Origin of the sequence: Deinococcus humi (genome assembly GCF_014201875.1) — a bacterium.
Lineage (GTDB): Bacteria > Deinococcota > Deinococci > Deinococcales > Deinococcaceae > Deinococcus > Deinococcus humi.
On sequence record NZ_JACHFL010000002.1, the window covers coordinates 540869 to 567305 of the forward strand.

The following is a 26437-nucleotide window of genomic DNA, read 5'->3' on the forward strand; positions in this document are numbered from 1 at the left end:
GCTCGGACCTTCAGAGGTCTCTGACAATTCAGCCAATTTCAAGCCGGAGAAGATCCGTCCATCCGGCAAATCCGCATACACTACGTCCCATGCCCCATCCAGAATTCGTTGGACTCGTCAATTCTCTGCAGGCCACCGCCGAGGCCGCGCTGGGTGATCTGAACGCCGCCACCGCCAGTGCAGCGCGCGACGGCCTGCTGCAAGAGGGACGCGCCCGACAGACCGCCGAGCGCAGCCTGAAGTTGCTGACCATGCTGGCCGAGAAGACGCGCGGCAACCTCGACTTTGCCGAGGCGGACCTGCTGACCGGGGCGATTTCCAGCCTGCGCGAGCGCCTGGGCAGCGGCACGCCGGGCAACTAGTGCGGGCGGTCGTTCAGCGCGTGGCTCACGCCAGTTGCACCGTAGCAGGCGAGGTCACCGGGCAGACCGGGCCGGGACTGATGGTGCTGCTGGGGGTCGCGCCCGCCGACACTGCGCAGACCGCGCGGGCGCTGGCAGCCAAGATCGCCAAGCTGCGAATCTTCAACGACGACGCGGGCAAGATGAATCGCAGCGTCCTAGATACGGGTGGTGGCATCCTGAGCATCAGCCAGTTCACGCTGTATGCCGATACCCGCGCGGGCAACCGCCCCAGTTTCGTCGGCGCGGCCCCGCCGGCACAGGCCCGCGAGCTGTACGGTGAATTCAACGCCGCCCTGCGTGAACTGGGGCTGACGGTGGGAGAGGGCCGTTTCGGCGAACACATGGTCATTGACCTGAGCAACGACGGTCCGGTGACCATCACGCTCGACCTGAGCTGAAGCGGCCGGGTCAGCTCTCTGCGTCCTCGTCGTCGGCCTCACCCTCGGTTGCCGGGGCCACCGGATTGCGGTTCTTGCCGATCTCGCGCACGCGTCCGCTGAAGCGGCCCTTGATCTCCTCGTACATCGGGTGCGCACGAATATCGCCGGGGCGTGACGGAGCGGCGCTGGCCCGCGACTGGCTGGCCTGGGGGGGCGCTGACGGACGTGGGGCAGGCGTGGGCCGCTCCACCGCCAGATCGGCGTACGGCGCGTCCTCCAGATCGGGCAGGCCGGACGGACCCGATGCGTCCAGTGGCCCGCCAATATCGTCCCAGTCAGGTTCCACGTCGATGGGCTCCACGACGTACAGCTCGCGCGAGGCGGCGCGGTCCCCTGTCGGAGCCGTGCCTGATGGTGGTGGAGGCGCGTCGGCCACATGCTCGGCCTGCCAGGGGTCCGCAGCGATCGTTGGGAGCGGAGCGGGGGCCACGTCATCGGGGCTGGCGGGGCGGGGGAGACGGGTCTCGGGCGGCCGGGTTTCCGGGGGCCGCGTCTGGGGCCGGGGCGGAGGCATGCTGGTGGGCGGTTCCAGCGTCGCCACTGCTGCCGGGCGCGGAGGCAGGCTGGCCTGCGGCGGCGTGGCCTGGGCCGAAGGTGCAGCCGTCGCCTGCGGTCCCGGTCCCTCAGCTGCGCGGGTGGTGCGGCGTGGGGTGGGATCGAAAGGGGCAATCTCGATTTCGGCGGCTGGGGTGGTCTGCTCAGGGGCATTCCGGACGACGGGCGCGGGCCGGGGCGCCAGGGCAGGACCAGCGGGCGGGGTCCCGCCGCCGCCTCCCAGTTTCTGTTTTTTCGTGGCCTCCGCCGTGATCAGCTCGAAGGTGACCGGCCCGAACACCTTGAGGGCCAGGGCGGCGATGTCGTCGAATTTGCTCAGCGCCTGCTTGGCATGGAAGCCGTTGTCGCCGTAGGTCAGGCTGACATACCCCGCCTCGGCGTGCATCCGCGCAGGTTTCAGGAAAGCCCGGAGTTGCATGCTGGCCGCGCGGACCACGTCGGCCCAGTTGCCCTGCTGGGGCGGTGGGGCCTCATCATGAGCCCCGGCCTCGCCCTGAATCGCCGCCACCGCCTCGCGCACCACTTCACGCGCCGGGGCCGGGCCACGCCGTTCCTGGGCCGCCGCTCCACTACCTGCGCCGCCACCCGCCCGCAACCCCGCCAGTTCCTTTTCCATCCGGTTCAGGCGCTGTATCAAGTCCGCTGGCATGGCCGTTGCGTTTCCGGCCGTTACGGCGCCGCCCGCACCACCATCGGCGGCCAGCAGGGCGTGGGTCAGCGCCAGTTCCAGACTCTGCCCATCGGCGGACCGGGCGAAGCGGGCTTCCTGCTCATCCAGGGCAGCCTGAAGCTTCAGCAGCCGTGGCACGTCCGCGCCGTCCAGCCTTCCTTCATCGCTTAGGCCCAGTTCGGCGTGCAGGGCCGTCCCCAGCGCCGAGACCAGACCTTCCACCACCGTGCGGGCCGCGAAGCCGTCGCGGTACAGCCGCCCGGCCCCCTGCAGGGCTGCGCCCGCGTCGCCCGTCACCAGCGCCGCTGCCACGGCGCGCACGCGTTCGCCGGGAGGCAGACCCAGCGCTTCCTCCACCCCGGCCCGCGTGACTGCGCTGCCCGCTGCCAGCATGCGCTCCAGAAGGCTCTCGCCGTCGCGCATCGCGCCGTCGGCCAGGCGCCCGATCAGGTTCAGGGCTTCCGGCTCGGCGGTCATGCCCTCCTGCGTGGCCAGTCCGGCCAGCTTCCCGGCGATCTCCTCGGGCGTCAGACGGCGGAAACGGTAGTGCTGGCAGCGCGAGAGGATGGTCGGAATAATCTTTTCCGGCTCGGTGGTCGCCAGGATGAAGATGACGTGGCCCGGCGGCTCCTCCAGCGTCTTGAGCAGGGCGTTGAAGGCCGCCCGCGACATCATGTGCGCCTCGTCCAGAATGTAGATCTTCTTGCCGCCGCGCATGGCCGCCAGCCCCACCAGCTCGCGCAGGTCGCGCACGTCGTCCACGCTGTTGTTGCTGGCGGCGTCGATTTCCATCACGTCGGGGTGTGAGCCGGCGCGCACGCTCAGGCACGACTCGCACTCTCCGCAGGGTCTGGGAGCAGGACCGGTGCAGTTGGCGGTCATGGCGATCAGGCGGGCCGTGGTGGTCTTGCCCACGCCGCGCGGCCCCGAAAACAGGTAGGCGTGGCCCACGCGCCCGGCTTCCAGCGCAGCCTTCAACACATCCTTGATGTGTTCCTGGCCCACCACCTGATCCCAGCGGATGGGGCGGGCACGCTGGTAGATGGCGCTCATGCCCGTGCCTCCAACGTGAGGGAGGACGTGCGGGAGCTGGCTTGCAGGACAGGAAAAAAGACCGATTGATGGACTGCTGAACACGCACCGCTCACCGCAAACCTCTTCACCCCCCCAGTGTAGGGCGGGGCGGTCCGGCGCGGGGTGAGGGAGGGACGGATTCGGGGTAGCTAAGGGGCAGGGACAGATCTCTTGGTTCGCGCCAGGTACACGAAAAGCCCCCAGCATCTCTGCCGGGGGCTTTTCGTGTTTTGTCCTGTGGTGCCGAGGATGGGATTTGAACCCACACACCTCGCGGCGCTAGTCCCTGAAACTAGTGCGTCTACCAATTCCGCCACCTCGGCATGCTGCTGATCCGGTGCTGCTCTTCCGCTTGGTAGCCGCGCCCGTGGGGGCGTTTCGGAAGGCTCGGTTACTTTACTGGCGACTTCGGAAACTGTCAATAGGTCTGTGGCCCCAGCCCATCACACACCACGTCAGACGAACGCCCCAACCCGCAGTGGGGCCAGGGCGTTCGGTTCCGTGAGGGACGTCAGGGGAGGCTCACGGCATTGGGAGACGCGAGGTCATAGGGTTACAGTGCCAGGATCGCGGCGAAGTCGCCGTTCAGGCCCTCGGGGAAGAAACCACCCTTGACCGCGTCCACCTTCAGGAAGACGATGTTGCCCACCTGACGGGGGGTGCGGCTGAAGGCAATCGAGTTGTTGTCGGCCAGCACGATGTTCGCGCCGCCCGCCGCATTCAGGATGCCCTGATCGACGTCGCTGGCCCCGTCCACGGCGTCGCGCAGGTTGCTGATGGCAGCCACGACGTCACTGACCTTGAGGGCAGGGGTCACCTGGGTGTTGCGCTGCTGGTAGAGCAGGGTGCGGATCTGCCCGGCGTGGTACGCCTCGACGGCCAGGATGCCGGCGGCATTTTCCAGGTTGCCGCCCGCCGAGGTATCGGTCAGCAACCGGGCCGCGCCCTTGTACGCGCTGACGCCCACGTCCTCGAAGATGAACGCGCCGTGCAGGAAGAACAGGTCATTGGCAAAGGGATTAAAGCCGGTGATCGCGCCGCCCGAGGCCGCGTTGCCCGCGGCCAGGAAGGCTGGCCCGAGGTCGATCATGGGCTGCGCCACCGCACCCTTACCCAGCACCGTGCGAATGATCCGCACGTGGTTCAGCTCGTCGGAGGCAATCTCGTTGGCGTAGGCGGCCACATCTGCCGATTCGAACTTGATGCCCGCGCCGCCCTTGCCGGTGAATCCGGCTGGCAGGATGACCTTGCTGCTGTCACCGCCCACCGCGTCCAATTCTTCCAGGCGGCCCACGGCGGCCAGGTAGAAGGCGGCTTCCAGGTATTCCAGGTTCAGGGCGAAGTTGAAGATGGTCCCGTCCAGGTTGGGCTTCTTGTCCATGCTGCCCTGGGCCATCGCGCCGCCGGTCATGCCGGGAGCGCAGCCTGCCAGCAGGGTGCCTGCGCCGACGGCGCCAGCGGCACCCAGGAATTTACGGCGGTTCAGCAGTTTCTCGTTGACTTCGTTGTTCGCGGGCTTGTTGCTCATGGGTCTTCCTCCAGGGGGTGAGAGACGGGGGACAGAGGGCACACAGTAAGGACGCAGGAGGGGTGAACCTGTTCGGTCAACGGGAAGCGGCCCCTCCTACCGTGTTGTCCTTCTGCCCAGCTATAAGCAGTCCCTTTCCGGTTGGATCAACATGAACACAAAACTAAAGATTGGGTAAAGCCTCACGTTCGAACCCGTTGGGTAGGGGCTGCAACGCATGGTGCTCATCTGGGTTCACCACGCGCAGTGTTAAGATGCTGGTCCTTCTGCCCCTGCTGGGTGGACCTGCGCGGTGGCCGCGCGCCGACGCAGTAGCGCGAAGGCCCCTCCTCCCAGCAAGGCCACCAGCAAGGCCCCGGCCAGGGCTACCCCCAGGGCGGCCCGCAAACCCGCGTGCTGGGCCACGAAGCCGATCAGCGGTGGCCCCAGCAGGAAGCCGCCGTAACCGATGGTGGCGACCTGTGCGATGCCACGCCCCGCCAGCGCGTGCCCAGCCGCGCCGTACAGCACCGGCACGACGTTGCTCAGCCCCAGGCCCGACAGGGCGAATCCGAAGGCCGCGAAGACTGGTCCCTGCGCCAGCAGCGCCAGGCCCAAGCCCAATGCTGTGACCGCCGAGCCAACCCGCACGATGGCCTCGTCGCCTAGCCGTCCGCGAGCCTGGTCCCCGAACCAGCGGCCCAGGGTCATGGTGACGACGAAAGCGGTGTAGCCGATACCGGCGCTGCCGCCCTCCTGTTTCAGGATGTCGCGGAAATACAGTGCGGCCCAGTCGTAATTGGCACCCTCGGAGAGCATGCCCAGAAAACACAGCAGGCCCAGCAGCAACGCGGCGGAGCTGATGCCCACGCGTCGGCGAGACGGCTGGGGCGAGGTTTCCTTTGCCGATGTGGCTGCGACGGGCTGGTCCGGCATCAGAAAGCGGCCTGCCAGAATGCCCGCCAGCGTGGTGACCCCCACCACGAGCAAGACATGCGTCAGCATCGGCACGCGGCCGACCAGCAGCGTCCCCAGCCCCGCCCCCAGCACCCCACCCAGGCTGAAGTAGGCGTGCAGGCGGCTCAGGACCGGACGTTTCAGAGTCTGTTCCACCGTCACTCCCTGGGCGTTCATCGCCACGTCCAGACTGCCGTTGGCCGCCCCCAGGAGCGTCAACGTGAGCACCAATCCCAGGTAATTGGGCACCAGGAAAGGCACGGCCAATGACAGCATGCACATCACCACCGCCACGCGCGTCACCGGCCCGCTGCCGTACCGCGCCGTCCAGCCGCCGGTCAGCGGCATGGTGATTAGGGCACCCAGGCCAATGGCCAGCAAGGCCCCACCGATCTGCGCCTCACTCAGTGTCAGGGCGTCGCGCAGGCCGGGAATATTGACCGCCCAGGTGGCAAAGAAGGCCCCGTTGACGAGAAAGATCAGGCTGACGGCGCGGCGGGCCGATTCGGCGTGGTCAGGATGGGTGTGCAGGGCGGTCATGTGAACTCCTTGGCGGATGAGATGGAGAAGCGGGATCTGCGGACGAAGGGCAGTTTGTCTCCGTTCCCCTTGGAAAAGACAGAGGCTGTTTCGACTCTGAAACGATTCAGTTGATCCTCAAGTGCGCTACCATTCTCCCATGATGCCGCCTGACCCTCCTCCAGAGTCCAGCCGGCGCATCACCCTGCGGGAGGTCGCGCGGGCGTTGGGGGTGAGTGTGGCGACCGTTAGCAACGCTTACAACCGCCCCGATCAGCTCTCGGCGACGCTGCGGGAGAGGGTATTGGAAACGGCCCGCTCGCTGGGCTACGGGGGGCCTGATCCGTTGGCGCGTAGCCTGCGGCGGGGCCGGACCGGCGTCATTGGCGTGGTGTACGACGCGCCGCTGGAGTACGCCTTCGCTGACCCCGCCGCCGCGCAGTTTCTGGGCAGTCTGGCGCAGTCGCTGCAGTCGGCCTCACTGAACCTGCTGCTGCTGGCCAGTCCTGGCGATCCCCAGGCCGACCCGCTGTCCCCGGTGCAGAGCGCCAGCGTGGACGGCCTGATCGTGTACAGCGCCGCGCAGAACAGCGAGTTGCTGCGCGCGGTGCTGTTGCGCGGCCTGCCGACGGTGCTGGTGGACCAGGACCACCACGCCCAGGCCGCCGGTGTGGGTATCGATGACGCCGGGGGAGCGGCGCAGGCCGCGCGGCACCTGCTGGAACTGGGCCATACCCAGATCGGCGTGCTGTGTCTGGAACTCGGTCCACGTCAGGGCGGTGGACGGGTCGCGCCGGGGCGGGAACAGCAGGTTGCCTATCACCCCAGCGCTGAGCGGCTACGCGGTTACCGGGAGACGGTAGGCGCGGTGACCGGATCGATTGAGGGCGCAGGGGTCAGGCTCTACCTGACTGAGGCCGAGCGCAACACTGTGCCCGAGGGCGAGGCCTGCGCGCTGGAACTGCTGGGCGCCGAACCGCAGATCACCGCCCTGCTGTGTATGAGCGACGTACTGGCCCAGGGCGCTCTGCGCGCCGCCCTGACCCTGGGCTGGCCGGTGCCGCAGCGCCTGAGCGTCATCGGCTACGACGATTCGCCGGGCAGCGCCGACCTGAACCTGACCACCGTGTGGCAACCCACCTCCGATAAGGGGAGGCAGGTAGGGCAGGCCATGCTGGCGTTGCTGAGCGGCCAGACGCCATCGGACGTGCGGCTCCCGACCCGTTTGGTGGTGCGTGGCAGTACGGCCCAGTGCCCCACCACCGGCTGACGACAAAATCGCGCCCACTGAGTTAGGGGCGCGGTTTTGTCGTTTTGGACATGGTCTTGGCGAGGGTCTTACCAGCGTTCTAGCTGGGGGCCTAGCGTTATTCTGGCAGCGTCAGGCGCAAGGCAGCGGCGTGCAGCATCTTCACGCCGGTTTCCAGGCTGGCCTCGTCAAGGGTAAACCGCGGGTGATGATGCGGCCAGCGGCTGTCCTCCTCATCACTGCCAGAGCCGACGTTGAAGTAGGCGCCAGGAGCTTTTTCCAGGTAGGCGCTGAAGTCCTCACCGCCCATGGTGGGTTTGGCATCGCGGAAATGGTCTGGCCCCACCGTCTCCAACGCAATTTCCTTGAGCTGCTCGGCCACCCAGTCGGTGTTGATCAGGGCGCGGTATCCGAATTCATACTTCAACTCGTAGGTGGCACCGTGGGCTTCGCAGACGCCCTTGATGATGCGTTCGATCAGCTTGGGCGCACGCTGGCGCAGGTCCGGATCAAAGCTGCGAACGGTGCCCAGGATCTCGGCGCGGTCCGGGATGACGTTGTGGGTGGTACCGCTATGGAACGAGGTGATGCTGACCACCAGGGGTTCCAGCGCCGCCACGCCCCGGCTGACCACGTGCTGCAGGTTGGTCACCACCTGCGCGCCCACAGCGATAGGATCGATGGCCTCTTCCGGGTGTGCCCCGTGTCCGCCCCGGCCCCGGATGGTCAGCTCCAGCGTGTCGGGCGCTGCCATGAAGGGCCCCGGCTTGACCGCCACCATTCCGGCGGGCAACTGGCTGTTCAGGTGCAGGCCCGTCACCAGATCCACGCCGTCCATCAGCCCGGTTGCCATGACCAGTTCCTCCGCGCCGCCGGGGCCGATTTCCTCGGCGTGCTGGAAGATCATGCGGACTTCGCCGGGCACCTCGGCGGGATTCTCGGACAGCAGTTTGGCGACCCCCAGCAGAATGGCGGTGTGGCCGTCGTGACCGCAGGCGTGCATGACGCCCACGTTCCTGGAGGCGAACTCGAAGGTGTTCTCCTCGGTGATCGGCAGCGCGTCGATATCGGCCCGCAGCAGCAGCGTGCGTCCAGGCTGACCGCCCTTCAACACGGCCAACACACTGGTGGTGGTGGGCCGCGTGACAGTGAGGCCCTCCATCTTCTTCAGCTCCGCCTCGATGTAGGCAGAGGTCTCGTGCTCCTGAAAGCCTACCTCGGGGTTCATGTGCAGATGCCGCCGCCACGCCACGAGCTGCTCGCGCAGCGCCGCTGTCCTCTCCTGGGTTGCTGTCATGGGGTCAGCCTAGCGCGGGTACCCGGCCGAAGGCTTCATTCCGTCTGGAAACCATTCATTCATCTGGGACGCGCCAGCCTGGACGGCCACATCCCAGCGAACAGGCCACTGCCGTTCCCAGCAGGGCCGCGCAGTATCACGCCCGATTCCTTGGCCGTCGCTCAGGGCGCAAAGAGCGTGCTGATGTTCGAGGCGGAAGCGCCTCAGCTGTTTCCGTTCGCCTTGCCCTCGTCCAGCCCCACGCCGAACCCCTGATCAAGTAGCGCGTCGTTGTAGGTGCGGAAGGCCAGCATGGTCTGCGTGCGGGCAATGCCCTCCACTTTTCTCAGGTGGCCGGTCACCACGTCGTCGAGCTGGTCATATTCGGCCAGCTTGAGAATCGCCACAATGTCCCACTCGCCGGTGACGCTGTAGACCTCGCGTACAGCGGGGATGCGTGAAAGCGCCTCGGCCGTTTCCTGGACGCGCTGGCGGTCTGCCTGCACCATCACAATGGCCGTTACCATTTGGGGTTCCTCATGGAGGACATTGTGACGCACCCCGGAGCATTTCAACCGCGCTTCCAGACTTCAATGCGTTGAGTAATTTGGCGATGGCATCACAAGCTTCAGACCCACGGATTGGCTCTACATCCCAGCTGGCATCCCAATCGTCACGTCCATAGCCATAACTTTTGAAAATGGCTTCTGTTGCCGTACGACTGAGTGGTAGACGTGGAAGCGGCCCAGCACCATCGGAAGCTCGCACAAAACGCTCCAGATTGTAGAAAACGCTCAGGCACTGGAAGCTGCTGTCAATTTTGAGGCCACTGTTGAAGTAGATTAAGGAGAAGTGGAGCCGCCTCATCTGGCATAGCGTTATGGGCCAATCGCATCAGTGCTTGCCTTCTCTCATGTGGGAATCTGCCAAGTACCTCACTGAGTTCGACGAGGGAGGCGTCAGGCTCGAACAGTTTCCGGGTGGCCCACTCTTCCAGCAACTGCTCAACGGCGGGAAACTGAAGGTCCGTCGCCCAGGCGAGGGCCAGCGCCTGCTCTGCAATGCCTTTTTTTGTCATCCAGCCTCCTGCGATTCCCACAGTTTGCAAGCTGGGCGGAGTGCGTGGGACTGATTCGCCCACGCCTGACCGCTCGTTCGGGGACGTTTCGCCGCTCAGGACGGCCTATTCTACCCCCATGACCGCCACCTCGCCCGCTCCGGAAACCACGCTCCCCACGGCGCGTGAGCAGCTTCTTAACCGCATCCAGAAGGACATTCCTATCGTCCAGCGCCCCTACAGAGTGATCGCGGAGGAAGTGGGCCTGAGCGAGGCCGAGGCCCTGGCCATCCTGCGCGAGGTCAAGGCCGACGGTGTACTGAGGCAGGTCAGCGCCATTTTCGATACGCGCACGCTGGGTTATCAGAGCAGCCTGGTGGCCGCTGTCTACGACGAGGATAGACTGGACGAGGGCGCCGAAATCGTGAACGGCCACCCTGGCGTCAGCCACAACTACAAGCGCAACCACGATTTCAACCTGTGGTACACGATTGCCGTACCCCCCGAGAGCGATCTGGAGGCCCACGTCCAGAAGCTGCATGAGCTGAGCGGCGCGCGCCTGACGCGGCTGATGCCCACGCTGCACCTGTTCAAGATCGGTGTGGAATTCGACATGACCGGTAAGGAGGACTGGAACGCCAAGGCGGCGCCCCAGTACACCTCTGAACAGCGCAACATCGGCTACAAGGTCACCGATCTGGACCGCGCCTTCGTGGTGGAATTTCAGAAAGACCTGCCCGTGACCGAAGAACCTTACGCCGACGCCTGTGCCGCGCTGGGCCTGACTATCGACGAGGTGGCGGCCCACGCCGAGAAGATGAAGGCCGCCGGAGCCCTGCGGCGCGTGTCTGCCGTGTTCCGTCACCAGAAGGCGGGTTTTACCTTCAACGCGATGGGGGTGTGGGCGGTCCCGCAGGACAATGTGGCCGAGGTGGGCCGCCAGATGGCCGAGTTCAAGGCCGTGTCGCACTGCTACCTGCGCCCCACCTATCCGGAATGGCCTTACACCATCTTTACGATGGTTCACGGACGCAGCAAGGAAGAGGCCTTCGGGAAGATCAAGGCGATTGAGGAAGAAGTGGCCAACGGCGTGACTCACGCCATTCTCTACTCCACGAAGGAATACAAGAAAATTCGCCTAGAGTTCTACAAGCCGGAGTTTTACGAGTGGCAGGAAACCCATTTGGGCACCGCTGACACGCTGAATTCCTGAGCCGCACCTGTAGCAAAGCTTTCCCAAATTCGGGAAAATTCTGCCCCTGGTCTTGTACTCCTTACGGAGCCAGGATCATGTCGTTCCCACCCCTGATGAGCTGTACTGCCCACACTCCGTTGAACAGGAGTCGCTCACGCAGATTCTGACCGCCTCGATCTTTGGCACGACGCCCCCAGTAATGATGGTTTCGATGTGGTTCAAACCGCTGGCCTTGCCCCCGAGTACGGCTCACCGTTCTTCGTCGTGGCTTCGGCTTGGAGGGTCACACCGTTGATAGAGATCGTCTGGTCAGGAAAAACTCTCATCATGCCCCTCTTATGCGTGGAGCCTCAGAGGTTGACATCACGTATCCTCCCTCCCATGACCCATCCAACCCCTGATTCCCGCATTCCCATCATCGTGATCGGTGGTTTTCTGGGGGCGGGCAAGACCACGCTGGTCAACCACCTGATCCGCAGCCTGCCGCACCGGCTGGGCGTGATCGTCAATGAGTTCGGTCAGGCCGGGGTGGACGGCAGCCTGATTGAGCGGTTACAGGACGATGTGACCGAACTGACGGCGGGCTGCCTGTGTTGCACGGGCCGTGACGATCTGCTGCGGGCGCTGGTGACCATCTCCATGCGCGAACAGAAGCCTGACGCCGTGATCGTGGAACTGTCTGGAGTGGCCGATCCGACACCCGTGCTGGCGACGCTGCTGGAACGTGGGGTGCGGGCCGCGTTCCGCATCACAACACTGGTGGCGGTGGTGGACGCGCGCCACGTCCTGCAGACCCTGCGCGAACACCCGGAGGCGGCGCGGCAACTGGCCTACGCCAACGTGGTGGTGCTGAACAAGACCGATCTGGCCGACCCCGGGGCGCTCGAGCGGGCCGAGGCCACCCTGCGCGGCGTCAACCCGCTGGCCCGTGTGGTTGGCGTGGAGCGCGGTCAGATCGACGCCGACGCCCTGCTGGCCCGCGACGACTTCGATCCGCGGGTGCTGGATGACCAAGACACCACGGAACACGCCCACACGCCGGACTTGAAGACCTTTACCCTGCGTGGGGATCGCCCACTTGATCCCTACGAGTGGCAGCGTTTCATGACCTCATTCATCCTGGCGCGACCCGCCGAGGTGCTGCGCGTCAAGGGCTGGCTCGATTTGCACGGCTACCCGCAGCGCATTCTGTTTCAGGCGGTACGTGACCTGTTCACCGCCGACGCCTGGGACGGGGGTAATGGCGGCAGTGAGCTGATTTTCATCGGGCGCGGCCTGGACCGGGAGGAGTACGCCTCGGCCTTTGCCGCCTGCCTGACCTCTGATCCGGCAGAACTGATCCCAGACTGAGCGCCGTCCATGAATCTGCCTTTAGCGGGCGCGGCACGCCAGCGTCGGCGCCGCGCCTATCGTCGAGACATGAGTCTTCTTCCCTGGCAGACCGATCAGGACAAGCCCAGCTACGTCATTGAGGATGCCATTGTCAACCACGATGCCATCGATGAGCTGGCCGAGAAGTTGCAACTGGCCCTGCGCGGTGTGGAGGGGGCGCTGCCGGACGGCGTGACCGACGCCCTGCATGGCGTGCCGCTGGGCCACCCACTTCATCCGATCCTGGTGCATCTGCCACTGGGCGGTTGGATGATCGCCGGAATCCTGGACTTCCTCCCCGGTCAGAAGTCGGAAGCCAGCGAGCAGGCCGCCGATCTGGCACTGACGCTGGGCACGGTGGGCGCCGTCGCCACCATCGCCACCGGCTGGACGGACTGGAGCGGCGCGCGGGGTGAAGCGCGGCGCACCGGCCTGATTCATGGCCTGCTCAACGAGACCGCCTTTTTCCTGAACATCGGTTCCATCGTGGCCCGGCGCAGGCAGAAGCGTGGGCTGGGCAAGCTGCTGTCGGGCACGGCGCTGGGACTGGCGCTGGCGAGCGGCTTCTTGGGCGGCGAGCTGGTGTACCGGCATGGGCTGGGCGTGGGACAGACCATGGACCATCCGCAAGGCTGAGGCGGCCTATGCACCCTATTCTCGTCGCATGACGTTGCACCCCGATCTCAATTTCCCCACCCCCGAGGATCTGGCCCACCTGACGCCAGAGGAAGTGGCCGGGCGCATGAACGGCCCGCAGGGCAGCGGGCTGCGCGGCACCCTTGGCGCACGCCTCGGCATTCAGTTTCTCAGCATTACCCGTGAGCGACTGAGCGCCCGCATGCCTGTGGAGGGCAATCTGCAGCCTGCCGGACGGCTGCACGGCGGGGCGAACCTGTCGCTGGCCGAGGAACTGGCCAGCGTGGGATCATGGATTAACCTCGATCCCCGCAAGCAAGTGGCTGTTGGTGTTGACCTGAGCGGTACGCATGTCCGGGGCGTGTCGGGCGGCTTCGTGACCGGCGAGGCGGCATTGGCCTACCGGGGTCGCAGTGTGCTGGTCTGGACGGTAGAAATCAAAGACGAGCGCGGACGGCTCACCAGTCTGGCCCGCTGCACCTGCACCGTGATTTCGGTGGGCAGCTCACGGGGATAAGCCGTCTTCAAACCAGCGGCACTTTCAATTAGTGGTTGAAGGTGGTTCTACGGCGTCATGGTGGGAGGCCGATCTTGTTGTGGTGGAGGAATGTTCAGGCCCCTCTGAGCGGCATCAGCCACAGCAACCGTCCTCAAGCTCCCGCAAGCGTTCAGGGAGTTCGTAACGGCTTATGAAAGCTGGGTGCATCGCCCTCCGGGTGTGCTGAACCGACGAACTGAGAGAAGGTCAACCAGAGATGCGGCCTCCAGCACAGCAGCGCCACCGGGCCGTTCAGGGGTGCATGCATTTTCGTCACAGCGAAACCAGTTCTTTCTAAGATTATTTAGCTGTCAAGCACGCTGCTACGTCCGGCCCGCGCGCCGCCGCACCTGCTCGGGTGACAGCGGTCCTCCGTGGCCGGGCAGGACAGCCCGCAGATCCATCTCAGCGATTCGCCGGAGGGTGTGCTGGGCTTGGGAGTGGTCGGCGTTGTATGTGGCTCTGGGCAGGTGCGCGCCATCGGCGGCCCCGATCACGGCGTCGGCGGCCACCAGCACACCGTCCATCATCACGCCGATCTGGCCGTGGGTGTGGCCCGGCAGGGCAACGACTTCCCAGCCCAGCACGGTCTCGCCGGGGTGGACCGCGTGCAGGGCGTCTGCGGTCACCTTGGGGTGCACCCTGGGGACCAGCTGTCCAAGGCCCGGGCCTCCGGCTAGATAGGGGAGGCTATGGATCTCGCCGGTCAGCTGTGGGTGTTCCAACGGGTGCGCCAGCAGCGGGAGACCGCGTCGGGCCGCCCGCCATGCGCCCCCCGAGTGATCCACATGGGCGTGGGTCAGCAGGACGGCGTCCGGCCCGAAGTCGCGCAGCAGACGGTTAAAACGGGCGGCGTAGGGCCACGCTCCAGTGTCCACCAGCAGGCGGCCTGCCGGGCTGCTCAGGAGATAGACGTTGGCGTACAGCGAATGGACACGGACGTTGGGGGTGAGAACTGGCACTGGAGTGATGATTTCACCCGCTGGTCCGCGCAGGATAAGCTGACTGTCTCATGAATAGAATTTCCTGGCTGGCCGTGCCGACGAGTGAAGACGCGCACGAGGGTGTTCGCAAACTGTGGAGCAAGGCGGAGGCGAATCTGGGGTTCGTGCCCAACGTCTTTCAGGCCCAGGCGCTCAACGGCGAGCAGTTCCTGGCGTGGTGGAACTACTTCAACTTGCTGGTCAACAAGCCGGGCCACCTGAGCAACATGGAGCGCGAGATGATGGCGGTGGTGGTTAGCGGCCTGAACCGCTGCGTGTACTGCGCGGTCTCGCACGGCGCCGCGCTGCGGGAATACGGCATGGAGGCCAGGAAGGCGGACACCGTGGCCGTCAACTGGCGCCACGCTGACCTGTCCATGCGCGAGGCGGCCCTTTGTGCCTTCGCCGAGCGGCTGACCCTGCACCCTGCGGGAATGGTGGAGACGGACCTGAACCCGTTGCGGGACGCGGGCCTGGACGACGCCCAGATTCTGGAGGCCGTGCAGGTAATCGGCATGTTCAACATGACCAATCGGATCAGCAGCGCGCTGGGGTTCATTCCCAATCCGGAGTACCACGGGCGGGCGCGGTAAGGGCAGGCCAGTCAGGCAGCCGGACCACCAATATGGTTGAACCGCTGAACAGTCACAATCCAGCGTGACGGTCCAGCGGTTCTCCTTAAGATTGCTCGGCGAAGCCCCAGCGCTAGCCGTCGCTGCGGGTAAAGCCAGTGGCCTGCCAGCCACAGCCGGAGCGCACCAGCTTGATGGTGCCGCCGTAGGTGCCGCTGACCCGTTGACCGTTGCTGTTCTGGGTGGCGGTGATGGTCACCTTGCCGCCCGCACTTCCCACGTTGCCGTTGATGCCCACGCTGGTAATCTCGATCTTGTACGACACGTTGGAGTAGGCCGCGCCGTAGGCACTGGCCGCCGCTCCCAGTCCTTCATTCGCCGCTGCCCGGGCTGCGCCGCGTGCCCTGGCGATGTCCTGCTCCTGCGTCAGCTTGCATTCCTCGGGGGCGCTCCCCGCATACTGGACGGTCTCGCCGTCCTCGAACACCAGCGGCGCGGGGATGTCACCTTGCAGATTGGCGACGTTGAGGCGGTAATTGACGCCCACCGCCAGACGCGGTCCGATGACCGGTTGCAGCGCCGTGCTGATGCGCTGCGCGCCCACTTCCACATACGCTTCGACGGGCAGCAGGGCCAGGCCGTAGCGCAGCCCCAGTCCTCCCTGGACGGCGGTGTTGCTGCCCTGAATCTCCGCGCCCAGCAGGGCGTAGGTGGTCACATTGCCGAACGTGAGCAGGTCCCCTGTAATCAGGCCGCCGAAGGCCCCGGTGCCCCCCTTGCCCTCCACATTGCTGGTGCAGTAGGAGCCCTGACCATAGAGGCCGAAACGGCCCTCTTGAAAGCCCACGCGACCGCCCACGATCTGACAACCCAGGCCCGCACTGCTGTTCAGACCCAGACGGACGTCTGCCGCGCCCGCCGGTGCCACTGCGGTCAGTCCAGCCACGGCCAATCCCAACGCGAGCAACTTCCTCATTTTTCCAATCATGAAGAACGTTTTAACACAGCGCCGCGAAATGCCACGTGAAAAGTCAGGCTTTTGATGGGCATGGGGTAATTTCTTTTTCACGCTGTCTTGCCTGAATTCCAACCTTTCCAGTCTGGTCTAACCCTGAACCAGTTTCGTTCACCCCGAGACGCGTTTTTAGTGACCACTCAGATCCCCTCTCGTCTCTTAACTTTTCCCGGGCCGGGTCAGAAGAAGCGGCTCACATCGCGCACCACCACGAACGTCATCAGCAGCAGCACGAAGGCGAAGCCCGCGACGTTGATGGCCTGTTCTTGCGAGAAGCTCAGGGGACGGCGGCGCAGCACGCCCACCAGCACCAGCAGGATGCGCCCGCCGTCCAGGCCGGGGATGGGGATCAGGTTGAAAAAGGCCAGCGACAGGTTCAGCAGGGTCGCCACCTGCACCAGCGCCCACGGGCTAGCCGAGGCGGCGCGCCCCACGATCTCGGTGGTGCCAATGGGGCCAGTCACGTTCTGGTCCTGCGTGAAGTTCAGGGTCAAGAAGCGTCCGAACAGATTGCCGAAAGCCCGCAGCACCTGCGGCACCGCCTCAGCCGTCGTGGTCAGCGAAGTCTGAAAGGCCGTCCCCAGGTCCGCGCGTACGATGTCGGGGCCGTAACCGATGCCCAGCAGCTGCCGTTTGCCGTCCACGGTGGGCGTCCAGTCGAAGGTAACTTCCTGCGTCCCTCCGGCCCGCTCCAGCGTGAAGGTGTGCGGTCCTGGCGTGCCCAGCACATTCCGGAGGTTTTCCCAGCCCGTCACGCTGCGCCCGGCGACTTCCAGGGTATCGGGGATGTCCTGCCCGTCAATGGCGGTGATCACGTCTCCGGTCTGCAGTCCCAGCGCCTGCGCGCGGGAATTGGGCTGCACGGACTCAATACGCGCCCGGTCCAAGGCCGGAATGCCCTGCGAGGTGAAGGTCAGGGTCATCAGGCCGATGGCGAGCAGCAGATTCATCAGCGGCCCGGCCAACAGCACAGCGATCTTGCCGGGAGCAGACAGGGCGGCAAAGCCACGGGTGGCCTGACGGTAACTGACCTCTCCCTCACCGCTCCGGACCTCCTCGGGGGCCATGCCGTCGATTTCCACGTAACCGCCAATTGGGAGCAGCGAGAGGCGCCACTCGGTTCCGCGCCACAGTCGCCGGAAGAGGATGGGGCCCATCCCGATGGAAAATGAATTGACCCGTACGCCCTGCCCTCTGGCCAGCGCGTAGTGCGCCAGCTCGTGCAGAAAGGTGGCGACGCTGATGATCAGCAGGGTCCAGACCAGGCCCAGTGGCGTCAGGGCCGCCGAGATGCTTTGCAATACGCTCACGCCCGCACCTCCACCAGTTCCCAGGCGCGCAGCCGTGCCCAGGCGTCGGTTTCGGCCAGCGAGTCCCAGGTCAGCGCTCCAGCGGGTGTCTCGTCCAGCACACGCTCCAGCAGCTTCGGAATGCCCGTGAAGGACAGCTGTCCGGCCAGGAACGCCTCCACCGCCACCTCATCCGCCGCGTTCAGGGCCACTGGGAACACACCGCCAGCCTCCCCGGCGCGGTAGGCCAGGCCCAGGCAGGGAAAGCGGTCAAAGTCCGGCTCCCGGAAGTCCCATGTCCCGCGCATGGGCCAGGACAGATGCCCGGCCACCTCCGGCCCACGTCTGGCGCCGCGCACGTCGCCGGGGCGCTGCATTCCGGTGGGGGCTGCGTCAATGGCGTAGGCGATAGGTAGCCGCATGTCGGTGGGGCCAAACTGCGCTTTGAGGCTGCCGTCGCGGAAGCGCACCGCCGCGTGGATCAGGCTCTGGGGGTGCACCACCACGCCCACCTGTGACAGCGGCAGGCCGTACAGGCTGGCGCACTCCATGACCTCCAGTCCCTTGTTCATCAGGGTGGCGCTGTCGATGGTCACTTTCGGCCCCATGCTCCACGAGGGGTGCCTGAGTGCCTGCGCGGGCGTAACACTGCCCAGATCGGCGGGGCCATCACGGAATGGGCCGCCTGAAGCGGTCAAGATCACCTCGGCCACGTCAGCCATGTCCTCACCGGTCAGGCACTGGAAGACGCCCGTGTGTTCCGAGTCCACTGGCACCACGCGCCCACCGCCCTCGTCCGCCGCCTCCCACATCAGCTCTGCCGCCGTGACCATGGCTTCCTTGGTGGCCAGCGCCACCGCCCGGCCCGCCTGAAGGGCGGCGCGGGTGGGGGCCAACCCAATCAGGCCGCTCATGGCGTTGACCACCACATCGGTCTTGCGGGCGGCCACCTCGCAGACGTCGGCACTCAGGCGCACGTCGGGCAACAGCGCCCTGGCCTCGCCGTACACCGCCGGGTCCACGCTGACCAGTGCGGGACGAAACTCGCGCACCTGGGCCGAGAGCAGCTCCAGATTGCGTCCCGCCGCCAGCGCCGTCACTGTGTAGTCACGCTCCCGCGCCACGTCCAGCGCCTGCGTGCCGATGCTGCCCGTGCTGCCCAAAACCGTAAGCTCCATTGCGTCCCAGCATGACGTATGGCGGGCGCCCAGAGTGTGGGGAGTGGAACGTGGGTGAGGGGTGGACAACGGTTACCGCATGCTGAGGGAACCCTCAGGCCACCCTCTGATCCGTTGGGACGGGTGATGCTGGAGGGCGGCCAACGAGCCCTTGTGTCAGCAATTTCTGGCTGTGCCTGATCAGTGCGGGTTTTTGGGGCAGCTTCTGAAGAACGATAGGCGACTGAAGCGCGGTAGTGAAGTCCTTCCCGCAGCGGAGACGCTAGCCTGTGCGCGTGACTCCCGCCGACAACCACGCCGACTACGATCTCACCACCCTGGCCGCCCGCGCCGGCGAGGAGGCCCGCCCCAATGCCTCGGCGCCGCTCGTCGAACCCATCTACCAGTCCACCGTCTATGCGTTCCCCGATCTGGACGCGCTGGACGGGGCCATGAGTGGCGCGGAACCTGCCGCCTTCTACTACCGCAACGGCACGCCCAACGCCGCGACGCTGGAACGCGCCCTGGCTGTGCTGGAGGGCACCGAGGCAGCCCTGGTGGCGGCCAGCGGCATGGCCGCGATCAGCGCGGCGCTGCTGGGCGTGCTGAAAACTGGCGACCATGTGATCACCGACGCCCGCGTGTACGGTGTGACTTACGCGCTGCTGGCCGAGGAATTTCCGCGCCTGGGCATTGAGGTGTCGTTCGTGGACGCCTGCGACCTGAACGAGGTAGAAGCGGCCCTTCGCCAAAACACGAAGGTGGTGCACGTCGAGAGCCTGACCAATCCGCTGCTGACCGTGCCGGACGTGCCTGCCCTGGCGCGGCTGGCCCATGATCACGGCGCATTGCTGAGCGTGGACAACACCTTCGCCAGCCCCGCTGTCTTCCGCCCGGCCCTGCACGGCGCGGACCTGATCACCCACAGCGTCAGCAAGTACCTGAGTGGGCACAGCACCGCGTTCGGCGGAGTGCTGTGTGCCCGTGCCGATCTGGTGGCCTTGGCGCGGACCCGCCTGCTGCGGTTGGGCGGGACCATGTCCGCCTTTGACGCGTGGATGACCATGCAGGGCCTCAAGACGCTGGGTTTGCGAATGCGCGCCCACTCCGGCAATGCACAGGCGGTGGCCGACGTGCTGGTCAACCATCCGCGCGTGGCGGCGGTGTACCACCCTGGCCTCAGCGATCACCCCCAGTTTCACCTGGCTCAGGACCTGTATCCCAACGGTTTCGGTGGGATGCTGGCCGCCGACATTGAGGACGCTCCGGCCTTCGTCAGGGCGTTGGCAGGGCGCATTCCACTGGCCCCTAGTCTGGCCGACGTGGTCACCACCCTGTCGTGGCCCTGGGGGACCTCACACCGCGCCCTGCCCGAGGCCGAGCGCCGCCGCCTGGGTATCACGCCTGGGCTGCTGCGGATCAGCGTGGGCATCGAGGACATCGGCGATCTGCTGGGGGATTTCGAGGGCGCTCTGGAATAGGGAGGCAAAAAGAGGTGGCCGTGGATCGACGGCCACCTTTCGTGTTGATCCTGTTGACAGGTTTGCGCGGTTTACAGCGCCGCGATTACCGCGTCCGTGAACTCCCTGGTCCCTGCGGTACCGCCCAGATCGCGGGTGCGTGGGCCTTCCACCAGTACCTTGTTCACGGCGTTATCGATGCGGCGGGCGGTCTCGTGGTCCCCGAGCTGGTCCAGCATCAGCACGGCGGCCAGGATGGTGGCCGTGGGATTGCTGACGCCCTGTCCGGCGATGTCGGGGGCGCTGCCGTGAACCGATTCAAAGATGCCGAACTTGTCGCCCACGTTGCCGCTGGCCGCGATGCCCAGACCGCCCACCAGACCGGCCGCTAGGTCCGAGAGAATGTCACCGAACATGTTGGTCATGACCATCACGTCGAACTGGCGTGGGTTGCGGACCAGCTGCATGGCGGCGTTGTCCACGATCATGGTACTGACGTTCAGGCCCTCCACCGTCTTGGTGTGGTCCAGAATGGTGTTCAGGAAGAGGCCCTGGGTCACGGGAAGCACGTTCGCCTTATGCACCACGGTCAGGCGCTTGTCACGCTGCATGGCGAGGTTGGCGGCGTACTTGCCGATCCGCAGGCTGGCTTCGCCGGTGATCACGGTGTCGGCGATGGCGGTGTCGCCGTAGCGCCGCTCCTGCTCCACGTACAGGCCCTGCGTGTTCTCACGCACGATGACCAGATCGACGTTCTCGTACGCGCCGGGCACCGGGCGGGTCTTGGTGGGACGGACGTTGGCGTACAGTCCGTACTTCTGGCGCAGGTGCCGGATCGCGCCGAAGAAGCCGGGGGGTTTCTCGCCGCTGGGGCTGGTGGCGGCGCCAAACAGGGTGGCGTCGGTGTTTTCCACCGCGTCGTAGGTGGCCTGCGGGACGCTGGTGCCGTGGTCCAGGTAGTACTCGTAGCCGGCCTTGGCGTCCACGTACTCGGCGTCGAAGCCGGCGGCGTCCAGCACGCGGCGGGCGGCGGGGATGACTTCGTGGCCGATGCCATCGCCCTCGATAGAACAGATGCGGTATTTCGCCATGATGCACAGTCTAGTTCACACGGGCTGAGGTGCGGGGGGCGTTACCGGGCTTGTGACGGGGTGTGGGACCGGCCGCCTGCGGGCGGCTCCGCGAGCGACAGCGCTACCTGTCCGGCCAGTTCGCGCGCCAGCAACGGCCCCAGCAGAAAGCCCTTGCTGCTCAGGCCGGACAGATGCCACACTCCGCCAGCGTCCTGCCCGATCTTCAGTCCTGAGAGACGTGAACCGGTCCAGCGCCCGGTCACTCCCACGCCGCTCAGATCGGTCAGTGCTTCCCCCTTTCCCAGCAGCCAGCCCAGCGAGGCCAGCGGCAGCGTCGGCTCCTGCCAGGTCTGGGCCGGGGACTCATACGTTGCGCCCAGCACACCGCCCGTTGCGGAAGGGGCCAGGTAGGCGCCAAAACTCAGAGGAAATTCTGCCGCCGGGCGGTCCAACGTCAGCAGGCTGCCCATCCGGTGGGTCCGGCTCTCGCCTGCCCAGCCTGAGCCGATGGAGCCGCCGCAGTGGATGACAGCCTGGAAGGTGGACGAAAGCGGGCTGGAGCCTGCTGCCCCTCGCACCTCTACCGAATGCGCCGTCCATCGCCACGCCCGTCCACGGATGACCTGCGCCTCTGACGCCTCCAGCAGCGCCCCCACGAACGCCGCGCCGTCCACCCAGCCCCCTTCCGGAAGCCACAGGGCGTGTGCCCAGGCAGGGGCGAGCGGCACGGACAGGTCATCCCTCCTCAACCAGCGGTGCGCGAGTTCGGGCGGCAGGTTGCGCTCGAACCTTGCCCGCGCCCGGTCGTCCGGGATGGGCCGCAGCACGCCGGTCTGGCCATGTGGCACCTTGAACCCCCCTTCGCTCAGCTTTCGCAGCAGCGCCCACGTCAGCTCCATGCCTTCCAGGGCGCGGGCGTCCACCCCGCCCGACTGACCGCGCACCGGATTGATCAGGGCAGACGGCACCGAACTGGCCGCATGGATACCCGCGTCGATCACCGTGGCCCGGACCCCCAGTTCCGACAGGAAGTAGGCCACAGAGGCTCCAGCGATCCCCGCGCCGATCACCAGAACCGGACTCACCGCACCGCCCGCAAGCATTCGCGTTTTCCCGGCGCGCCCGGTCTGCGTTCCACGGTCAGCCCTGCCGCCTCGAGTGAGCGGCGCACATGGCCGGCGGCGCTGTAAGTCCCCAGAATGCCGCCCGGTGCCAGTGTGCCCGCCAGCCGCGACACGAACTGGGGCGTCCAGACCTCCGGATTGCGTGAGGGCGAGAAGCCGTCCAGGTACAGGGCGGTGGCCCAGTTCTGTGGCAAGTCGGCGTTCAGCACGTCGGCGACGTGGACGGTCAAATGGACGTTTTCCGCGCGCACTTCCACCGGGCCATTCGGCCATTGCGCTAGCGCTGCCTGCCACGCCGGATGCTCTGCCCCAGGCTCATTTTTCGACACCTCGCGTAGCCAGCCCACCGGGGCCGGGTCGAATTCATAGGCCACGTACTGGAGGGGAACACCGCGCGCCGCCGTGTCAGCCAGCGTGGCGCGGAAATTGACGCCCAGGCCGAAGCCGATCTCCAGCACCCTCGGGGCCGGATGCCTGTGGGTTTCGGTGCCCTCCACAAAGACATGCCGTGCCTGCGTCTGCGCGCCGTGCCGCGAACCGTACGCCTCGCCGAAGCGGGCGTTGAAGGCGGTGCGCGAGCCGTCTGGCGTCTCGATGATGCTGGGTGATTCGGCGGCGCGTTCCATAGGCCGCGAGGATAGGGCTTTCTTTCGATGCAGTGCGCCCCTGCTACACTCCCCGGCGATGAGTGCCGCGCCGCTGTACATCCTGGGCATCGATACCTCCTGCGACGATACCGGCGTGGGCATCGTGGAACTGTCGGGGGGCGGTGTTCAGGTACGTGCCAACCGCATCTGGACCCAGGCGGTTCACGCCCAGTACGGCGGCGTCATGCCCGAACTCGCCAGCCGTGAGCATGTGGAGCGCATTGACGGCGTGATGGCGCACGCCCTGGAAGAGGCCGGTCTGGCGGTCACCGACATCGGCGCGGTGGCTGCCACTTCCGGCCCCGGTCTTGTGGGGGCGCTGCTGGTGGGCCTGATGTACGGCAAAGGGCTGGCACAGGCGCTGGACGTGCCGTTTTTCGCCGCGCACCACCTGGAGGGCCACATTTTCGCGGCGGCCTCAGAGGAGAATCTGGAGGCCCCGTATCTGGCTCTGGTGGTCAGTGGCGGGCACACCCACCTGTTCGACGTGCCCGAGGTTGGCCAGTACGTGTTGGTGGGCGCAACGCGCGACGACGCGGCGGGCGAGGCCTTCGACAAGATCGCGCGGCTGGCAGGGCTGGGCTACCCGGGCGGTCCAGCGATTGCCGAGGCCGCTCTGCGCGGCAACCCTGACGCCGTACCGTTCAAGGAGCCGTTGCAGGGACAGAAGGCTTTCGAGTTCAGCTTCAGCGGCCTGAAGACCGCCGCGCTGCTGGCGCACAGGGCGGGTGCAGCCCCGGAAGACCTCGCCGCCAGTTTTCAGAAGGCCGCCGTTGGGGTGCTGGTCAAGACCACCCGCCGCGCTGCCGAGGCGTACGGGCGGCGGACGGTGGTGGTCTCGGGCGGGGTGGCGGCCAACGCTGCCCTGCGTGAAGCCTTTGCCGCAACCGATCTGCGAGTAGTCTTCCCTGGCAAGGGGCTGAACACCGACAACGGCGCGATGATCGCCCTGGCCGGGGCCGCCGCGCTGAAGGCGGGCCGCCTGCCCAGTCCGCTGTCATCGGGCGCGACGGCATACGCGCCACTGGCAAACGGGTAGGGGAGACTGAGGGACCGTGCCCTCCTGATCGCCTCCATCCAAGGAGGAAGGCCCCCGCACCCATCTGGGCGGGGGCCTTCCTCCTTGGAAGTCTGGGTTACGCGCTCAGCTGCTTCTCGCGTGCGTCTCGGGCTTCCTGGGCCAGCTGGCGGCGCAGGATCTTCATGGCCGCTGTCTTCGGCAATTCCTGGCTCCGGAATTCCACACTGCGCGGTGCCTTGTACGAACTGAGGTGCTGGCGGCAGAAGGCGATGAGCTCGGCCTCGGTGACTTGTGTGCCGGGTTTCAGGTGCACCACGGCGTGGACCGTCTCGCCCCGGTAGTCGTCGGGCAGACCCACGGCGGCGGCCTCCAGCACGGCGGGATGGGCGTTCAGCACCTCGTCTACCTCGCGGGGGTAGACGTTGTGACCCCCCACCAGGATCAGGTCCTTCTTGCGGTCCACGATGCGGAAGTAGCCCTCCTCGTCCATCGTCGCCATGTCACCGGTCAGCAGCCACGTCCTGCCGTGCATTTCGCGCAGCGTCTTCGCGGTCGCTTCGGGGTGCTGCCAGTAGCCCAGCATGATGTTCGGGCCGGCCACCCACAGTTCGCCCACCTCGCCAGTCTCCACAACCCTGCCGTCCTCGCCCACCACGATCACGTCCACGCCGGGCATGGGCAGGCCGATGCTGCCCTCCTGCTGCTCGCCGAAGATGGGATTGGTGTGCGTGATGGGGCTGGCCTCGGTCAGGCCGTAGCCCTCCACCAGATTCGCGCCCCCCGTGATCTCGCGGAACTTTCGGGCGGTTTCCAGCAGCAGGGGCGCGCTGCCGCTGATGCACGCGCGGATGCTGGTCAGGTCGTACTTGGGCGTATCGGGATGGTTGTTGATGGCGTTGTACAGCGTGGGAACGCCGGGGAAGAGCGTGGCCCCCGACGCCTGGATCTGCGACAGGACCATCTTGATGTCGCGGGCATTCGGAATCAGCGCCATGGTCGCGCCGGTCAGGATGCTGAGGTTCATGGCCACGGTCATGCCGTAAACGTGGAAGAAGGGAATGGCGGCCAGCGTGACCTCCTGTCCGTCCTTCAGGTCCGTCATCCACGCGCGGCCCTGCTCAGCGTTGGCCACCAGATTGCGGTGGCTGAGCATGGCGCCCTTGGGAACGCCGGTGGTGCCGCCGGTATATTGCAGCAGGGCCAGATCGCCGGGCTGACGCGGTGTGGGGCTGGGAGCGGGCGACTGGAACTTCAGCAGTTCGGTGTAGCGGAGGATGTGCGCGTCACTGGGCACGTCGACCCAGTTGCCCTCGCGCCGCGCCTTGACGGGATACAGCAGGTTCTTGGGAAACGGCAGGGCATCCTGAATTCCGGTCACGATGACCCGCTTCACAGGCACGCGATCCTTGATCTGGGCATAACGTGGGTAGAAGGTGTCGAGCAGCAGCAGGGTCTCGCTGCCGCTGTCGATCAGCTGGTGCGCCAGTTCGTCGGCAACGTACAGCGGGCTGGTGTTGACCACCACCGCCCCAGCCAGCAGCGTGCCGAAAAAAGCCGTCACGAACTGCGGGCAGTTGGGCAGCATCACCGAGACCCGGTCCCCCGGCTTCACGCCCATCTTCTGCAGCGCCAGCGCCAGCTTCTGCACGTTCTGCCACAGTTCCCGGTAGCTGGTGTTGGCCCCCAGGAAGCCCAGGGCCACGCGGTCCGGGTACTTTTGCGCGGCCCTCTCAAGCATCTGAGGCAGCGTCAGATCGCTGGGGGTGAAGTCGTGCGGCACGCCGGGCTCGTAATGCTTGAGCCAGGGGCGGGGCAGGGAGGATTCGGCGGGTGGGATAGGTGACATGGCGCTCCTCTGGGTTGGGGCGGGGGTGGATTGGCAGGGTGTTGGGCCGCCGGAGCCGGCAGAAGGGGGGAAGAATTGAACTTGGTCTAACTATTACAGATGGGTGATCCGGTCTTCAAGCCAACCCCCACCATTTCCCCCGGATGTGTGCGGACTCAAGGTTGGGTGCAGACAGAATGCAGCCTGTGCTGGACATGGCGGGCGCACCGGGCTGGCACACTGGCGACATGCCCGATTCCACCCCTGATGCCTCCGTCCATGAAGCCCACCTGCGCGAGACCCTGGCCCTGGCCCGCGAATCCCTGGACCGGGGCAGTTCGCCCATCGGCGCTTTGCTGGTGGACAAGACGGGGCGGGTGATCGCGCGGGGCCGCAACCGCGTGGGCGAGCCGCAGACCGCCGAGCGGGTGGGTGACGCCAGCGTGGCGCACGCCGAGATGGACGTGTTTTTCCAGGCGGGCAAGCTGGAAAATCCGCAGGAGCTGACCCTGTATTCCAGCCTGGAACCCTGCCTGATGTGCGGGGGGGCCTCTGCCCTTCTGGAGGTGGGCCGGATCGTGTGGGCCACCGATGACGCCTGGGGCGGCTCGGGCCGCCTTCTGGCGTGGTCCGATCACCCGGCCATGCAGGAAACCGAGATCGTCCCCTGCCCCCTGCCTGAACTGGAAACGGAGGGCGCGCGCCTGTTCGCCCCCGAGGCCAAACGCGCTTTTCCCGACGAGGGCTGGGCGCTGTGGCGTCAGAGGTACCCGGCAGAGACTGAAGGCGTCTGAGTCGGACCGACTATCATCCGGATCATGAA

The 26437-nt window shown here is 66.2% G+C and carries 25 protein-coding genes and 1 tRNA gene; 11 read left to right on the top strand and 15 right to left on the bottom strand.

Going from position 1 to position 26437, the window contains the following annotated elements:
• Window positions 1-89: 89 nt before the first annotated feature.
• Both HNQ08_RS06285 and dtd read left to right on the top strand, forming a co-directional pair.
• Window positions 90-362 (top strand): DUF1844 domain-containing protein, encoded by a 273-nt coding sequence (locus HNQ08_RS06285; RefSeq protein ID WP_184128571.1) that lies wholly within the window; start codon window positions 90-92, stop codon window positions 360-362.
• Entirely contained in the window at window positions 362-802 is a 441-nt protein-coding gene (gene dtd / locus HNQ08_RS06290) for a D-aminoacyl-tRNA deacylase (protein ID WP_184128574.1), read from the top strand. Before HNQ08_RS06285 ends, dtd begins: the two co-directional genes overlap by 1 nt.
• Window positions 803-812: 10 nt before the next feature.
• Here the strand turns inward: dtd and dnaX are convergent, their stop codons facing one another.
• The 4 genes from dnaX to HNQ08_RS06310 form a co-directional block, all read right to left on the bottom strand.
• A complete protein-coding gene (dnaX, locus tag HNQ08_RS06295) occupies window positions 813-3122 on the bottom strand; it encodes a DNA polymerase III subunit gamma/tau (protein ID WP_184128577.1) in 2310 nt (769 codons plus the stop codon).
• A 259-nt stretch (window positions 3123-3381) separates the two neighbouring features.
• Window positions 3382-3466: transfer RNA gene (locus HNQ08_RS06300), tRNA-Leu, on the bottom strand.
• Between the two features lie 230 nt (window positions 3467-3696).
• A complete protein-coding gene (locus HNQ08_RS06305; RefSeq protein WP_184128580.1) occupies window positions 3697-4671 on the bottom strand; it encodes a ferritin-like domain-containing protein in 975 nt (324 codons plus the stop codon).
• 249 nt (window positions 4672-4920) lie between these two features.
• Complete coding sequence (locus HNQ08_RS06310) at window positions 4921-6147, bottom strand: MFS transporter (protein WP_184128583.1); 1227 nt, start codon at window positions 6145-6147, stop codon at window positions 4921-4923.
• A 139-nt stretch (window positions 6148-6286) separates the two neighbouring features.
• Here HNQ08_RS06310 and HNQ08_RS06315 point away from each other — a divergent pair, with 139 nt between their 5' ends.
• Window positions 6287-7396, top strand: coding sequence for a LacI family DNA-binding transcriptional regulator (locus tag HNQ08_RS06315; RefSeq protein ID WP_229789686.1), 1110 nt, complete (start codon window positions 6287-6289; stop codon window positions 7394-7396).
• 97 nt (window positions 7397-7493) lie between these two features.
• Here the strand turns inward: HNQ08_RS06315 and HNQ08_RS06320 are convergent, their stop codons facing one another.
• From HNQ08_RS06320 to HNQ08_RS06330, 3 genes are all read right to left on the bottom strand, one after another.
• Window positions 7494-8672, bottom strand: a complete 1179-nt coding sequence (locus HNQ08_RS06320; protein WP_184128586.1) for a M20 family metallopeptidase — start codon at window positions 8670-8672, stop codon at window positions 7494-7496.
• A 203-nt stretch (window positions 8673-8875) separates the two neighbouring features.
• Window positions 8876-9178 (bottom strand): Lrp/AsnC family transcriptional regulator, encoded by a 303-nt coding sequence (locus HNQ08_RS06325; protein ID WP_184128589.1) that lies wholly within the window; start codon window positions 9176-9178, stop codon window positions 8876-8878.
• A gap of 287 nt (window positions 9179-9465) precedes the next feature.
• Entirely contained in the window at window positions 9466-9729 is a 264-nt protein-coding gene (locus HNQ08_RS06330; RefSeq protein ID WP_184128594.1) for a hypothetical protein, read from the bottom strand.
• 118 nt (window positions 9730-9847) lie between these two features.
• Here HNQ08_RS06330 and ahbA point away from each other — a divergent pair, with 118 nt between their 5' ends.
• From ahbA to HNQ08_RS06350, 4 genes are all read left to right on the top strand, one after another.
• Window positions 9848-10921, top strand: a complete 1074-nt coding sequence (ahbA, locus tag HNQ08_RS06335; protein ID WP_184128597.1) for a siroheme decarboxylase subunit alpha — start codon at window positions 9848-9850, stop codon at window positions 10919-10921.
• Between the two features lie 363 nt (window positions 10922-11284).
• Window positions 11285-12253: a CobW family GTP-binding protein gene (locus HNQ08_RS06340; protein ID WP_184128601.1), complete on the top strand. Its 969-nt coding sequence runs from the start codon at window positions 11285-11287 to the stop codon at window positions 12251-12253.
• A gap of 69 nt (window positions 12254-12322) precedes the next feature.
• The gene (locus tag HNQ08_RS06345; protein ID WP_184128603.1) at window positions 12323-12910 is read left to right on the top strand and encodes a DUF2231 domain-containing protein; all 588 of its coding nucleotides are present in this window, start codon (window positions 12323-12325) and stop codon (window positions 12908-12910) included.
• Between the two features lie 28 nt (window positions 12911-12938).
• Window positions 12939-13427 carry a PaaI family thioesterase gene (locus HNQ08_RS06350; protein WP_184128605.1) on the top strand — a complete coding sequence of 163 codons (489 nt, stop codon included), beginning with the start codon at window positions 12939-12941 and terminating at the stop codon, window positions 13425-13427.
• A gap of 344 nt (window positions 13428-13771) precedes the next feature.
• On the opposite strand, the gene HNQ08_RS06355 is transcribed toward HNQ08_RS06350, so the two are convergent.
• Window positions 13772-14410 (bottom strand): MBL fold metallo-hydrolase, encoded by a 639-nt coding sequence (locus HNQ08_RS06355; RefSeq protein WP_184128607.1) that lies wholly within the window; start codon window positions 14408-14410, stop codon window positions 13772-13774.
• A 50-nt stretch (window positions 14411-14460) separates the two neighbouring features.
• Here HNQ08_RS06355 and HNQ08_RS06360 point away from each other — a divergent pair, with 50 nt between their 5' ends.
• The gene (locus HNQ08_RS06360; protein ID WP_184128609.1) at window positions 14461-15024 is read left to right on the top strand and encodes a peroxidase-related enzyme; all 564 of its coding nucleotides are present in this window, start codon (window positions 14461-14463) and stop codon (window positions 15022-15024) included.
• A 112-nt stretch (window positions 15025-15136) separates the two neighbouring features.
• On the opposite strand, the gene HNQ08_RS06365 is transcribed toward HNQ08_RS06360, so the two are convergent.
• From HNQ08_RS06365 to dxr, 3 genes are all read right to left on the bottom strand, one after another.
• Entirely contained in the window at window positions 15137-15979 is an 843-nt protein-coding gene (locus tag HNQ08_RS06365; RefSeq protein ID WP_184128612.1) for a hypothetical protein, read from the bottom strand.
• 218 nt (window positions 15980-16197) lie between these two features.
• The gene (locus HNQ08_RS06370) at window positions 16198-17328 is read right to left on the bottom strand and encodes a M50 family metallopeptidase (protein WP_184128615.1); all 1131 of its coding nucleotides are present in this window, start codon (window positions 17326-17328) and stop codon (window positions 16198-16200) included.
• Complete coding sequence (dxr, locus tag HNQ08_RS06375; RefSeq protein WP_184128617.1) at window positions 17325-18485, bottom strand: 1-deoxy-D-xylulose-5-phosphate reductoisomerase; 1161 nt, start codon at window positions 18483-18485, stop codon at window positions 17325-17327. Before dxr ends, HNQ08_RS06370 begins: the two co-directional genes overlap by 4 nt.
• Before the next feature lie 275 nt (window positions 18486-18760).
• Here dxr and HNQ08_RS06380 point away from each other — a divergent pair, with 275 nt between their 5' ends.
• Window positions 18761-19945: an aminotransferase class I/II-fold pyridoxal phosphate-dependent enzyme gene (locus HNQ08_RS06380; protein WP_184128619.1), complete on the top strand. Its 1185-nt coding sequence runs from the start codon at window positions 18761-18763 to the stop codon at window positions 19943-19945.
• A gap of 71 nt (window positions 19946-20016) precedes the next feature.
• On the opposite strand, the gene HNQ08_RS06385 is transcribed toward HNQ08_RS06380, so the two are convergent.
• Genes HNQ08_RS06385 through mnmC2 form a run of 3 tightly spaced genes read right to left on the bottom strand, consistent with a single transcriptional unit; the run spans window position 20017 to window position 22747 of the window.
• The gene (locus HNQ08_RS06385; RefSeq protein WP_184128621.1) at window positions 20017-21015 is read right to left on the bottom strand and encodes an isocitrate/isopropylmalate dehydrogenase family protein; all 999 of its coding nucleotides are present in this window, start codon (window positions 21013-21015) and stop codon (window positions 20017-20019) included.
• Between the two features lie 41 nt (window positions 21016-21056).
• Window positions 21057-22100, bottom strand: a complete 1044-nt coding sequence (locus HNQ08_RS06390) for an FAD-dependent oxidoreductase (protein WP_184128623.1) — start codon at window positions 22098-22100, stop codon at window positions 21057-21059.
• Window positions 22079-22747, bottom strand: a complete 669-nt coding sequence (gene mnmC2 / locus HNQ08_RS06395; protein ID WP_184128625.1) for a tRNA (5-methylaminomethyl-2-thiouridine)(34)-methyltransferase MnmC2 — start codon at window positions 22745-22747, stop codon at window positions 22079-22081. The genes HNQ08_RS06390 and mnmC2 overlap by 22 nt, the downstream gene beginning before the upstream one ends.
• Before the next feature lie 58 nt (window positions 22748-22805).
• Between mnmC2 and tsaD the strand changes: the two genes are divergently transcribed.
• Window positions 22806-23807 carry a tRNA (adenosine(37)-N6)-threonylcarbamoyltransferase complex transferase subunit TsaD gene (gene tsaD / locus HNQ08_RS06400; RefSeq protein ID WP_184128627.1) on the top strand — a complete coding sequence of 334 codons (1002 nt, stop codon included), beginning with the start codon at window positions 22806-22808 and terminating at the stop codon, window positions 23805-23807.
• Window positions 23808-23904: 97 nt separating this feature from the next.
• Here tsaD and HNQ08_RS06405 read toward each other — a convergent pair whose 3' ends face one another.
• Window positions 23905-25635, bottom strand: a complete 1731-nt coding sequence (locus HNQ08_RS06405) for a long-chain-fatty-acid--CoA ligase (RefSeq protein ID WP_184128628.1) — start codon at window positions 25633-25635, stop codon at window positions 23905-23907.
• Window positions 25636-25862: 227 nt separating this feature from the next.
• Here HNQ08_RS06405 and HNQ08_RS06410 point away from each other — a divergent pair, with 227 nt between their 5' ends.
• Window positions 25863-26408, top strand: coding sequence for a nucleoside deaminase (locus HNQ08_RS06410; protein ID WP_184128629.1), 546 nt, complete (start codon window positions 25863-25865; stop codon window positions 26406-26408).
• The last annotated feature ends 29 nt before the right edge of the window (window positions 26409-26437 follow it).